The 11416-nt window shown below is 62.5% G+C and carries 10 protein-coding genes; 2 read left to right on the top strand and 8 right to left on the bottom strand.

Translation table 11 applies throughout. The features are described 5' to 3' along the window. Positions 1-160 precede the first annotated feature (160 nt). Both ACCAA_RS11935 and ACCAA_RS11930 read right to left on the bottom strand, forming a co-directional pair. Positions 161-1267, bottom strand: a complete 1107-nt coding sequence (locus ACCAA_RS11935) for an EAL domain-containing protein (RefSeq protein WP_186407479.1) — start codon at positions 1265-1267, stop codon at positions 161-163. A 99-nt stretch (positions 1268-1366) separates the two neighbouring features. Continuing rightward, positions 1367-2452, bottom strand: a complete 1086-nt coding sequence (locus ACCAA_RS11930) for an EAL domain-containing protein (RefSeq protein WP_186407478.1) — start codon at positions 2450-2452, stop codon at positions 1367-1369. A 204-nt stretch (positions 2453-2656) separates the two neighbouring features. Between ACCAA_RS11930 and ACCAA_RS11925 the strand changes: the two genes are divergently transcribed. Then, a complete protein-coding gene (locus ACCAA_RS11925) occupies positions 2657-3391 on the top strand; it encodes a hypothetical protein (RefSeq protein ID WP_186407477.1) in 735 nt (244 codons plus the stop codon). 5 nt (positions 3392-3396) lie between these two features. After that, positions 3397-4017, top strand: a complete 621-nt coding sequence (locus ACCAA_RS11920) for a phosphatase PAP2-related protein (protein ID WP_186407476.1) — start codon at positions 3397-3399, stop codon at positions 4015-4017. Positions 4018-4074: 57 nt separating this feature from the next. Here the strand turns inward: ACCAA_RS11920 and ACCAA_RS11915 are convergent, their stop codons facing one another. From ACCAA_RS11915 to ACCAA_RS11890, 6 genes are all read right to left on the bottom strand, one after another. Next, a complete protein-coding gene (locus ACCAA_RS11915) occupies positions 4075-4560 on the bottom strand; it encodes an NUDIX domain-containing protein (RefSeq protein ID WP_245754551.1) in 486 nt (161 codons plus the stop codon). Next, entirely contained in the window at positions 4560-5591 is a 1032-nt protein-coding gene (locus ACCAA_RS11910) for a threonine aldolase family protein (RefSeq protein WP_186407474.1), read from the bottom strand. The genes ACCAA_RS11915 and ACCAA_RS11910 overlap by 1 nt, the downstream gene beginning before the upstream one ends. Positions 5592-5728: 137 nt before the next feature. Beyond that, complete coding sequence (gene alaS / locus ACCAA_RS11905; protein WP_186407473.1) at positions 5729-8344, bottom strand: alanine--tRNA ligase; 2616 nt, start codon at positions 8342-8344, stop codon at positions 5729-5731. 155 nt (positions 8345-8499) lie between these two features. After that, on the bottom strand, positions 8500-9885 hold the full coding sequence (locus ACCAA_RS11900) for an ATP-binding protein (RefSeq protein ID WP_186407472.1): 1386 nt from the start codon (positions 9883-9885) through the stop codon (positions 8500-8502). After that, a complete protein-coding gene (locus ACCAA_RS11895; RefSeq protein WP_186407471.1) occupies positions 9861-10526 on the bottom strand; it encodes a response regulator transcription factor in 666 nt (221 codons plus the stop codon). The genes ACCAA_RS11900 and ACCAA_RS11895 overlap by 25 nt, the downstream gene beginning before the upstream one ends. A 25-nt stretch (positions 10527-10551) precedes the next feature. After that, positions 10552-11310 carry a COG4705 family protein gene (locus ACCAA_RS11890; RefSeq protein WP_186407470.1) on the bottom strand — a complete coding sequence of 253 codons (759 nt, stop codon included), beginning with the start codon at positions 11308-11310 and terminating at the stop codon, positions 10552-10554. Between the last annotated feature and the right edge of the window lie 106 nt (positions 11311-11416).

Below are 11416 nucleotides of genomic sequence, written 5' to 3'. Positions count from 1 at the left end.
CCCATCCAACAGTCCTTACCCTCACCACTCGCTACCATGGAATTTGAAATGAGAACTGCTGCGCCAGAGGTGACCGAGCAGAGCGCGGCAGCACGGGCTTTGTCGCCAAGCGCCACCTATCACCCTGGTGCCCTAGCCGCGCCGCCGGTGCCGGGCACTTTTACAGGCTCTCCACGGGAATCGGCTTGCCGGTGAGGTAGCCCTGGATGAGCTGGAAGCCCATGTCTTGACAGAGCTGCGCCTCGGCTTCCTTCTCGATACCTTCGGCCAGCGGCACCGAGCCAAGGTCCAGCACGATCTTGACGAGATCCCTGACGACGCGGCGTTTGCGTTCGCTGGCCAGGTGGAGGTCGTGCAGCAGGCCCATGTCGAACTTGACGAAATGCGCCGGAGCCTCGCCGAGTTCGCTCAGGCGTGCCTGGCCAGCACCAAAATCGTCGTAGGCGAAGCGTACGCCAATGTCGCGGAAGCGAGCGGCGAGCTCGATCAGGCGCTTACTGTCGGTCACCGCGGTCTCATGGATCTCGATGACCAGGTCCAGGTCGGGCATCCGTTGGCGCAGGCTGACCAGCGAGTTCAGGAATACGTCGCTGAAGGTTTCCTTCGGATGCGTGTTGGCAAACAGCGGAAAGCCCTGCAGACGTGGCGCAATCGTCGCCACGCTGAACCTGCGGAAAGCCACGCTCAGCTCGACTTCGCGGTCGACCAGCGTGGCCAGCGCGAAAAGCAGAATCGGGGAGGTCGGCAGCTCGGGGTGATTGGCACGGCCGAGCAGTTCGTAGGCGACGATTCTTCTGCTCTGCGCGTCGACGATGGGTTGGGCGGCACCGGAGATGCCATGACCATCGAGGAGATCGAGGAGCGCGCGCTCGCGTTCGAACTGTGCCGAGAGCGCAAAGCCCTTGGGTGCCAGCACGGTGCGCGAATCGTCGAACGCCCTGTCGAAGCGGGCCGGTTCGGGCAGGTGCAGGCGCAAGCGGAACTCGGCGGCGAGGCCGAAGTGAATGATGTCGTTTTCGTCGAGCAGGCACGAGCCTTCGACGCGCCGGCGGCTGACGAAACTGCCATTGGTGCTGTTCAGATCGGTCAGCCGGATTCGGCCGCTGATGTCTTCGGTCAGCACGGCGTGCTGACGGCTCAGGCCCAGTGAGGGCAGCACGAGATCGTTGTCCGTACCGCGGCCGACGCGAAACGGCCGCGGCGCGATCTCGTAACTGACATGCGAGCCATCCGCTGCTATGGACTCCAGGAACCACTGCTTTTCCACGCTGTGCTCCACCGATCCGAGTTGACCAGGCAGAGTATATGTGGCCCGGTCGACCGCGGTCAATCGCAGATTTGGCGCCCGCAAGCGCTGCACGACGAGCTACAGACTCGCTACCGGGATCGGCTTCCCGGTGAGGAAACCCTGGATGAGCTGGAAGCCCATCTCCCGGCAGATCTGCGCCTCGGCGTCCTTTTCGATGCCTTCGGCCAGAGGCACCGAGCCGAGGTCGAGCACCAGCTTGACGAGATCGTTGACCACGTGACGTTTGCGCTCGCAGGCCAGGTGGAGGTCGTGCAGCAGGCCCATGTCGAACTTCACGAAATGCGCCGGAGCGTCGCCGATTTCCCTCAGACGTGCCTGGCCGGCGCCAAAATCGTCATAGGCGAAGCGCACTCCGATGTCGCGGAAGCGGGCGGCGAGCTCGATCAGGCGCGCACTTTCGGTTACCGCGGTTTCATGGATCTCGATGACCAGGTCGAGCTCCGGCCTCCCCTGGCGCAGGCTGACCAGCGAGGCGAAGAAATCTTCGCTGAACGTTTCTCGGGGATGCGTGTTGGCGAAGAGCGGAAAACCCTGCAGACGTGGGGCAATCGCCGAAATACCGAACTTTCGGAAAGCGACGCTCAGCTCGACTTCGCGATCCAGCGCACTGGCCAGTTTGAACAGGCGAATCGGCGAGATCGGCAGCAGGGGGTGGTTGGCACGGCCGAGCAATTCGTAGGCGAAGACCTTGCCGCCCTGCGCCTCAACGATCGGCTGGGCGGCTCCTGATATGCCGTGGCCTTCAAGCAGGTCGAGAAACTCGGCTTCTTTGTCAACAAAGTTTTCCGAGAGCGGAAGTCCGCTGGAAACCTTACTGGTCGGCGTCCGCTCGGGCAGGTGCCCGCGCAGACGAAATTCGGCAGAGCCGAAGTGCACGATGTCATTCTCGGCGAGCAGGCAAGACCCTTCGATTCGCTCGCGGCCGACGAAACTGCCGTTGGTGCTGTTCAGATCGGTCAGGCGGATGCGGCCGCAGATGTCGAGCGAGAGCACTGCGTGGTTCCGGCTCAGGGCGCTCACACGCTCCGGCAGGATCAGGTCGTTTTCTGGATCACGGCCGATGCGGAACGGCAAGTGGGTGATGTTGTAGGTGACATGCGAGCCATCTGTCGTGATGGACTCCAGGAACCACTGGTTTCCCATGCTGGCCTCCAGCGATCAGAGTTGACCAGTCGGAGTATAGGCGTCGCTGTCGACCGCGGTCAATCGCAGATTTGGCGCTGGCAGGCGCTGCAGGACGAGAGTGCGGGAAAGGTTTGAATGCCGCCAATCGTCGCTTACAATCCAGCACCGTATTGCCTTGTCGGCGCAGCAGTCGTTTTCCCCAAACATTTCCCGGTGCCTCGCATGCAAAGACTCCTTGCCCTGATCGGGCCGCTGCCGTTCATTGCCCTGGCCATCATGGCGGCCGGAGTGTCCCTTGGCTTTGCCGTATGGTTGTTCAGCGAAGTGTTCGCGCCGGCGCTGAGCACGCTGCCCCCGGTCTGGCGCTATCCGCTGACCGGGCTGGCGCTGGCCAGCAGCTACTTCGCCTACGGACTGACGCTGCTGCTCGTCGCGCCGCTGCTGAACTTTGTCCTCGGCGGGCGGCTGCAACCGTATCGCGGTTCCGCCGTGTCGTTGATGGCCCTGCGCTGGTATGTTCATTGCACGCTGACGCTGCTCGTTCGCTACTCCTTCCTTGAGTTCGTCACGCCCTCCCCTTTTGCTCAACTCTATTACCGGCTCATGGGAATGAAGATCGGGCGCAACGTGACCATCAATTCGACGGCCATCGCCGACCCCTCGCTGATCGAAATGGCCGACGGTGTGACGATCGGCGGTACGGCCAGCATCATGGCCCATTACTCACAGGGCGGCTACCTGGTCATCGCGCCGGTCAAACTCGGTGCCGGCGCGACCATCGGTTTGCGGGCGATCGTCATGGGCGGCGTCGAGGTGGGCGAAAAAGCCAAGGTCCTGGCAGGCTCCTTCGTCCTGCCCAACAGCCGCATTCCCGCCGGCGAGACCTGGGCCGGGATTCCCGCCCAGCGACTGGAATTGGCGCGCGACGCGGCTGGCAACGGCACGCGCGCGACCTGACAGCGATGCTGCACCTGCCGGCACTGGAAACCGTTCTTCTGCGGCTGCTGGCCATTGCCGCCGGTCTCGTCGCCTGGTTCGTCACCCAGCGCCTGATCGGCGAGCGCCATCTGGACGACGGGCGCATCTACGACCATCTGCACCGTCTCACTGCTGGCGGCAACGGCTGGCTGCACGTCCATCCGAGCGCCGCCAGGGCTCTGCTGATCGGCAGCTCTCTGGCGGTCGATGGGGTTACCCTGTTCGTCCTCGGCTACGCTGTTCTCGGTCCGGGTTTCGGCCCGTTCTGGGGGCTCCTGTGCCTCTTCGTCCTGCGCCAGTTGAGCCAGGCGCTGGTCGCGCTACCGCCCCCACCGGGGATCATCTGGCGTCATCCCGGTTTTCCGTCGCTGTTCGTGACCTACGCCGTCGGCAACGACTTCTTCTTCTCCGGTCACACCGCGCTGGCGGTCTATGGCGCCATTCAGCTCGCCACGCTCGGCATCCCGGCGCTGACTGTCCTGGCTGCGCTGCTGGCCATTCTGCAGATGGTCGTGGTCATCGTCCTGCGGGCGCACTGGACTCTCGACGTACTGGCGGGACTCTTTGCCGCGCTGGCCGTCGGTGCGCTGTTCTGGCCGGGGTGAGTGAGGCAGGCGCGGCCGAGCCGGCGGCGCGCCGCCCTGTCACTCTCCACACCGCCTTCAAGCGCCGCGGCCAGCCAGCCAGTCGCTGACCGCCAGGCCGGTGCCGAAATCCCAGGCCTTGAGCCTGTCCGGCGCGATCAGGCGAAACTCGGCCAGTTCCTCATTGAGACGGATCTCGCCGCGAGCGAGCACATGGTAGGCAATGATCACTTCGTGCTTGCGGGCAAAGGGATAGACGCCGATCAACGTCACTGCCAGGGCATCGAGACCAAGTTCTTCCTTGACCTCGCGCGCGACGCCTGCCGCCGGGTGTTCACCGCGCTCGAGAAAACCGGTGACCAGCCCGAATGCGCCGGCCGCCCAGGCCTTGTTGCGCGCCAGCACGATTCGGTCATCGTATTCGACAAGCGCCGCCAGCACCGGCGCCGGATTGTCCCAATGGACAAAGCCGCAGGCGGCACGGCAAACGAGCCGCGGCAGGCCGCCGAGTTCGCTCGTCTCAAGGCGGTCGCCACAACCCGGGCAGAACTGCCAGGCGCTCATCACGCCTCGCGCGACAGTTGGCTGATGTCGGCCAACAGGCGATCGACCGTCTCCGTCGCAGTATCCCAGCCACACATGAAACGTGCTCCACCGGCAGCGATGAAGTTGTAGAACAGCCAGCCACGGGCGCGCAGTCCCTCTTCGACGCGGCTCGGCAGGCGCACGAAGACGCCGTTGGCATCGACCGGAAACAGGGTCGGCAGACCGGTGGCCTCGGCCAGCCCCGCGGCCAGGCGCCGTGCCATGGCGTTGGCATGAGTGGCATGGCGCAACCAGGCACCGTCTTCGAGAACTCCCAGCCACGGCGCCGAAAGGAAGCGCATCTTCGACGCCAGTTGGCCCGCCTGCTTGCAGCGATAGGCAAAATCTTCGGCCAGCGAGCGGTCGAAGAAAACCACCGCCTCACCCACGGGCAAGCCCATCTTGGTGCCGCCAAAGCAGAGCACGTCGACGCCCGCACGCCAGGTCAGTTCAGCCGGGCGGAGGCCAAGGCCGGCGACGGCATTGGCAAAACGGGCGCCATCCATATGGACGCGCAGGCCGAATTCGCGTGCCGTGTCGGCGATCGCACGCAACTCGTCGGGGCGGTAGACGGTACCTGCTTCGGTCGCCTGCGTCAGGGTCACGACCTTTGGCTTGGGATAGTGGATGTCGCCGCGCCTGGTGACCACCTCGATGATCGCCGCCGGCGTCAGCTTGCCCTGTTCACCGGCAGCAGGCAGCAGTTTGGCGCCGTTGGAGAAGAACTCCGGCGCACCGCATTCATCGGTGTTGACGTGCGCCAGCTCGTGGCAGATGACGCCGTGGTAGGACCGGCAGAGCGAAGCCAGCGCCAGCGAATTGGCCGCTGTCCCGTTGAACACGAAGTACACGTCGCAATCGGTCTCGAACAGCTCGCGCAGGCGATCCGACGCGCGCAGCGTCCACTCGTCGTCGCCGTAGGAGCGAACGTGGCCGTCGTTGGCCGCCAGTAGCGCGGTCAGCGCCTCGGGACAGATGCCGGCATAGTTGTCACTGGCGAAGTGCTGCATTGCGCCGGCCGTGCCTGGCTCGCCGACAGCCGGCGCAGGTCGGATGGCTAAAGCGTCACCCGACACTTCTGCCATGGCAGGTTGGGTTACGCCCTGCGGGCTAACCCAACCTGCAAGTGAGTCGATGTTCGGCTCGGTCAAAGCCGCTGCTCGACCCAGGCGCGCACCGAGGCCAGTGCCGCCGGCAGCCTGGCCGGATCGTTGCCGCCGGCCTGCGCCATTTCCGGGCGGCCACCACCCTTGCCGCCGACCTGCAGCGCGACCATATTCACCAGTTCTCCCGCCTTGACCTTGCTCGTCAGATCGGCGGTGACGCCGGCAATCAGCGTTACCTTTCCGTCGCTCGTCGCGGCGAGAACGACGATGGCGCTCTTGAGCTTGTCGCGCAGCTTGTCGATCGTCGAACGCAGCGTATTGACGTCGGCGCCTTCGATGACCGCTGCGACCACCTTGACACCCTTGACCTCGACCGCCTGGGCGAGCAGATCGTCACCTTGCGCAGACGCCAGTCTGGCCTTCAGACGGGCGAGATCCTTTTCCAGCGCGCGCACGTTGTCGAGCACTTGCGCCAACTTGGCCGGCACCTCGGACACTGGCGCGCGGAAAGCCGCTGCGGCTTCGGCAAGCAGCGCCTGCTGCTGCTGCACCAAAGCCAGCGCATTGTCGCCGGTCACCGCTTCGACGCGTCTGACGCCGGCGGCGACACCGGTTTCGGCAACGATCTTGAACAGGCCAATGTCACCGCAGCGCCTGACGTGCACGCCACCGCAGAGTTCCTTCGACGAACCGATGGTCAGGACACGGACTTCGTCGCCGTACTTCTCGCCAAAGAGCATCATCGCACCCGACCGCTGCGCCTCCTCGATCGGCATGACGCGCGCCTCGGTCGCCGCGTTGGCCAGAATCTCGTTGTTCACGATCAGCTCGACGCGGCGGATCTCGTCAGCGGTCATCGGCGCGCTGTGCGCGAAGTCGAAGCGCGTCTTTTCGGCATCGACCAGCGATCCCTTCTGCTGCACATGGCCGCCGAGCACCTCACGCAGCGCTTTGTGCATCAGATGCGTCGCCGAGTGGTTGCGCACCGTGCGTGCGCGGGCGAGCTCATCGACCCTGGCCGCGACGCCGTCGCCGACGGTGATCACCCCGGTCCTGACGACGCCCTGATGCCCGAAGACGACGGCCTGGATCTTCTGCGTATCCTCGACCGAGAAGATGCTCCGCGCGGTCTGCAGCACGCCGCGATCGCCGACCTGGCCGCCCGACTCGGCGTAGAACGGTGTGTCGTCAAGAACGACGACCCCGAGTTCGCCTTCCCTGAGTTCATCGACCGGACTGCCATCGCGGTACAGGGCCAGCACCTTGCCGGTGAAGGCGAGCGTCTGGTAACCATGGAAGGTCGTCGTCGGCCCCCGGTAATCGAGCGCGCTGGCCATGCGGAACTTGCCGGCGGCACGCGCCTGTTCCTTCTGCTGCGCCATCGCGACATCGAAAGCCGCCACGTCGACGCTCACCCCGCGCTCACGGCAAACGTCAGCCGTCAGATCGAGCGGGAAACCGAAGGTGTCGTGCAGTTTGAAGGCCGTCGCGCCGTTGAAGACGCCCTTCCCGTCGAGCGCTGCGAGTTCGCCGTCGAGGATGCTCATGCCATGCTCGATGGTCTCGAAGAAGCGCACTTCTTCCTGGCGCAGGACCTCGGTGACGCGTGCCTGGCTGCTGACCAGTTCGGGATAGGCGGTGCCCATTTCGGCGACGAGATCGGGCACCATGCGATGGAAGAACGCCGCGCGCGCGCCCAGCTTGTAGCCATGCCGGATGGCGCGCCTGATGATCCGCCGCAGGACGTAGCCGCGCCCCTCGTTGCCGGGAATGACGCCATCGGCGATCAGGAACGCGCAGGCGCGGATGTGATCGGCGAGCACCCGCAGCGACGGGCTGTCGAGGTCGGCCGACGAGGTTTCGCGAGCGGCGGCGGCGATCAGACGGACGAAGAGGTCGATCTCGTAGTTGCTGTGCACGTGCTGCATGACTGCCGCCGTGCGCTCGAGACCCATGCCGGTGTCGACCGAGGGTTTGGGCAGCGGGTGCATTACCCCGGCTTCATCGCGGTTGAACTGCATGAAGACGTTGTTCCAGATCTCGATGTAGCGGTCGCCCTCCTCGTCGGGCGAGCCCGGCGGACCACCGGCAATGCCTTCGCCGTGGTCGTAGAAGATTTCCGTGCACGGACCACAGGGACCGGTATCGCCCATCATCCAGAAGTTATCGGAAGCATAACGCGCGCCCTTGTTGTCGCCGATGCGCACGACACGCTCGGCCGGAACGCCGATGTCGTTCGTCCAGATGGCGTAAGCTTCTTCATCCTCGGCATAGACGGTGACCCAGAGCCGGTCGGCCGGCAGCTTGTACACGTCGACCAGCAGTTCCCAGGCGTAGCGGATCGCGTCCTGCTTGAAGTAGTCGCCGAACGAGAAGTTGCCGAGCATCTCGAAGAAGGTATGGTGGCGTGCCGTGTAGCCGACGTTCTCGAGGTCGTTGTGCTTGCCACCGGCGCGCACGCATTTCTGCGAAGTCGTCGCGCGCAGGTACGGTCGCTTGTCGAAACCGAGAAAGACGTCCTTGAACTGGTTCATGCCGGCGTTGGTAAACAACAGCGTGGGGTCGGCATGCGGCACCAGCGAACTCGAGGCGACGATCTGGTGGCCTTTGGATTCGAAGAACTTGAGGAACTTGTCGCGAATTTCAGCGCTTTTCATCGGCATGCTTTTCATCGTCATCGGTGCCCTGTGCGGGGCTGGTTCAAGGAGCTGCGATTTTAGCTTGAAAGCACGATTGGCGACCGGCGAATCTCCCCTGCGGTCAACACCGGGCAGCCTTCACCGCAGCAGCCATCCGTGATCTTACCCTCTTGCTATGCCGATTTCTGAGGCGGCTCCTGAACGGCCCCTGCCAACGGTACGCGCACGCAGACACACAGACCGGAACGTTCCACTTCGTCTGAAAAGCCAAGCTGAATTTCAGCGCCAATCCGATCAGCTATTGCCTTGACGATGGAAAGCCCCAAGCCAGAACCGACTTGATCGCTCCCAAGAGTTCGATAAAACGGATCAAACACCCGCTCTCGTTCGGCGACTTGTATGCCTGGCCCTGAGTCCTGGATTCTCAGTATTGCTCGGCCTTCATCCGTGGTGACAGAAAGGTCTACATTTCCGCCGTCCGGTGTGTAGCGAATGGCGTTGTCGACCAAGTTTTTGACCACAGCCATCATGTCCAGCTCGTTGCCCCAAACCCGAGCGTCTTGCTCCCCTTCAACACCGATGTCGATCTGCCTGGCCTCGGCCAGTGGCATGAGGTCTTCCAGCACGCGCCGATAGAGGTGCTGTATCGACACGAACGACTTGGGCCGGTCGAGCGCAGCCTGAGCCCTGGCCAAGGTGAGAAGCTGATCCAGCAAGCTCCGGCCGCGCTCGATGCCTCGGCGCAGGGTCATGAGACGTCCACGCGCGAGGTTTGACATATCCGCCTCGGCCAGCCGCTCGGCTTGCAGTGACAAGGCGGTAAACGGGGAGCGAAGCTCGTGCGCCGCATCCGCGACAAATCGGCGCTGGGTTTCCATTGACTGGTTAACGCGAGCAAGCAGACGGTTGATCGCCACGACGAACGGGCGCACTTCGGCGGGTAGATGGCCTTCCTCGACGGGATGTAATTCCTGTTCGGCCCGCTGGTCGATTTCCGCAGACAACGCAGCAATGGGTCGGAACATTTTGCGGACAAGGTTTGCCACGATCAAAAGCAGGACGGGAACCAAGATCAGAAACGGCATCAAGGTGCGCAAGGCACTGTCACGTGCAATTTCATCGCGCACGCCGGTCTCTTGCGCCACGGCGATCCGTTCGCCGCTGGACGTTGTTTTGACCAGGACGCGGAACGGTTCGCCATTGACTTCATGCGTGTGCAGGCCATCAGGTAGCGTGACCGGTAGTGGCAGTGGTGCTCCTGCGTCGCCCTTCAAGGCCATTTTGTTGCCAGCGGTCAGGTACTGGACGATGACGCGGGACTCTTCATCACTGTCATTCGCACGGCCATCGTCGCCAAGATGTACAAGCGGCAGGTGTTGCCGATCAAACAGCGCTGCAATCTGGCGCAGCATGTCGTCTTGCAACTCGTGGGCTTCGTCGAATGCTGACACGAAAGAAAATATCCCTGCCACCAACGCGATCGCCAAAATGGTCAGCGACAGCGAAACGGACAGCTTGAGCTGAACCGACTCGTTCAGGCGTTTTTTGAAACCATCCATCCAGCCCCCCTGACATTCTTGATGACTTCGCTGCCCAACTTGCGTCGCAAGGAATGGATCAAAAATTCAACCGCATTGCTTTCAACTTCCTCGCCCCATCCATAGATACGATCTTCCAGATCACTGCGCGAGAGAATGGCACCGGGGCGTGCCAGCAAGGCTTGCAATAAGGCGAACTCACGGTTTGAGAGTTGTACCGGGGCACGGTCGTTGACCGACGCCTCTCGCGTCGCCGGATCAAGCGACACAACGCCGTTGCTGAGCACGGGCGTTGCGTTCCCGCCCTTGCGTCGCAGCACAGCGCGCATGCGGGCCAGCAGCTCGGCCATCTCAAAGGGCTTGAGAACGTAGTCATCAGCTCCGCCATCCAGGCCACGCAGTCGATCATCGAGGCCGTCGCGGGCGGTGATGATGAGCAGTGGAACCGGGTTGTCCTTGGCGCGAATTCTGGTCAGCACCTCCAGCCCATCCTTGCCGGGAAGGCCAAGATCGAGCAGCACCAGGTCATAGTGCTGGCAACCCAGTGTTGTCAGGGCGGTTTGGCCGTTCTTTACCCAGTCGGCAGCGTAAGATGCGTCTTTCAGCGCCTCTTGGATGGCTTCGCCAATCATGAAGTCGTCTTCAACCAGCAATACCCTCATTCCTCCTCCGATAGATAACGATAAGTCAATGCGCGGTTCGGGCAGCTCTTTGCTTGAATAGTAAAATGCTGGTCAGGATAAAAGCGAATAGTGCCGCTGATGCTGAATAACGACTCAGGGCCAGCCCGCCTGCACTGAGCGGCTTATCCAGAAAGTCCCCGACCACGGCACCGAGAGGGCGGGTCAAAATGAATGCTGCCCAAAAAATGAGGGTTCGCGATACATTGGTCCAATAGTAAGCTGCAACGACCAACACCAACAACGCGCCAAAGACAAGGGCCGCTCCGGTGTAACCGAGTCCTGCCGTATTCGCCGTCCAGTCACCTAGTGCCGTTCCCAAAGTCTGGGAGAACATGATTGTCAGCCAGTAGAACATTTCGGCCTTGGGCGAACTGACCGTGCTGACCGAGACCGAGCCGAGTGTGCGATGCCAAATGAAAAGTGAACCGAGCAATAAAGCCAGCAGCAAGGTCGAGCCACCTGCATACCCAAAGCCAAGAGATCGGTCAGCAAAATCAGCCAGTGTCGTGCCGACCGTGGTGGTAGCGATGATCGTCGTCCAGTAAAGGAAGGGCCGAAAGGTCTTGGCCTTGATTTGTGCAAAGGCTGCCGCCAAAAATACCGCCGAGAAAATACCTGTACCAATCAGATAGCCGAGATTCATCGACATTGAGACGGCATCGCCACCAGTTTCACCGAGCGTGGTCGCAGCAATCTTGATTATCCAGAATAGCAATGTGACTTCTGGAACCTTGCCTAAAGCATGTTTTGTTGAAGTATCCATATTGATTTTCCTGGGGGTCAGGACTTGCCTTGGAGGGAGTCGAATGGTAAGCGTTTAGCCCCCCTACCACACGTACCGAGCAGGTTGGTGCGGAGCGCAGCGCTTG

This window comes from Candidatus Accumulibacter aalborgensis (assembly GCF_900089955.1).
Classification (GTDB): Bacteria; Pseudomonadota; Gammaproteobacteria; order Burkholderiales; family Rhodocyclaceae; genus Accumulibacter; species Accumulibacter aalborgensis.
This window is presented reverse-complemented; position numbering and strand designations above follow the sequence as displayed.